Source organism: Alphaproteobacteria bacterium (assembly GCA_025800285.1).
In the GTDB taxonomy this organism is placed as follows: Bacteria; Pseudomonadota; Alphaproteobacteria; order JAOXRX01; family JAOXRX01; genus JAOXRX01.
In genome coordinates this window covers 1-1,167 of the sequence record JAOXRX010000067.1, presented here as the reverse complement: position 1 = coordinate 1,167, position 1,167 = coordinate 1, and the positions used below count along the sequence as shown (strand labels likewise).

1 protein-coding gene is annotated in these 1,167 nt (G+C 31.0%); it reads left to right on the top strand.

The features are described from left to right. Positions 1–673: 673 nt before the first annotated feature. The coding region (locus tag OIF36_04210) for a HEAT repeat domain-containing protein (protein ID MCV6599663.1) at positions 674–1,167 on the top strand (494 nt) is incomplete at its 3' end.

Here is a 1,167-nt window from a genome sequence, read left to right as displayed (position 1 = left end):
TTTTCTCAGATCTAATTGCTTTTGCCATTTCAGGGTTTCTTGCTTTATTAGAATTATAAGCTTTTGATGAAGCTATTTTTAAAGCTGTTTGTTGCTTTGCATTTTTGTAATCTAAGTTTGCACCATGTTTAGACAATTCTTCTACAACTTCCTTTCCACAAAAACGACCTGTAGCAGCAGATATTATAGGCGAGTTACCTAAGTTGTTAGAGCGGCATATTTACAAACTGAATGGATTGGCCCACCAAGAGGACAAATCGACCAGTTAAAAGAAATTAAAGCCGCAAAAGAAAGAATTGATTTAGGAATAACAACTCTTGCTGAAGAAACCGCTCAAATTACTGGTGGGAATTGGGAAAACAAACACCCACAACGAGCAAAAGAGCATAGACTTCGTAAAGAGGCAGGAATTGAAAGTTAAAATACTAAGAAAATAAAAAATAGGGTCAAAAAAAGTCTTTGTGAAAACAAAGACTTTTTTTGTATGTAAAAATGAAGATGAAAGGAAAAACGAATAAAACATAATTAAAAGAATTTCTTATTTTTAATTGTAATTAATGATTTTTTATGGTATAATACCAAATATAATTAATTAAATTTTATGCATAATATCAAAAGAATATCTATTATACTGAATTTTTAAATAAAAAATTTAATTAAAAGGAGATTAAAAATGGATTTAGAACAAGTATACGATTTATTAACACCTGAAGAAATTATAAGCATTGCAACAAATGATAGTTCATGGCAAGTAAGACAAGCGGCCGTTGGAAAAGTAAATGCAGAAACAGAAGAAGGTCAAGAAACAATTATAAGCATTGCAACAAATGATTCAGATGAAGATGTAAGACAAGCGGCAGTTAGAAAAGTAAATGCAGAAACAGAAAAAGGTCAAGAAACAATTATAAGCATTGCAACAAATGATTCAGATGAAGATGTAAGACAAGCGGCAGTTGGAAAAGTAAATGCAGAAACAGAAAAGGGTCAAGAAACAATTATAAGCATTGCAACAAATTCTAATTATAGAGATGCTAGACGAGCGGCAGTTAGAAAAGTAAATGCAGAAACAGAAAAGGGTCAAGAAACAATTATAAGTATTGCAACAAATTCTAATTATAGAGATGCTAGACGAGCGGCAGTTAGAAAAGTAAATGCAGAAACAGAAAA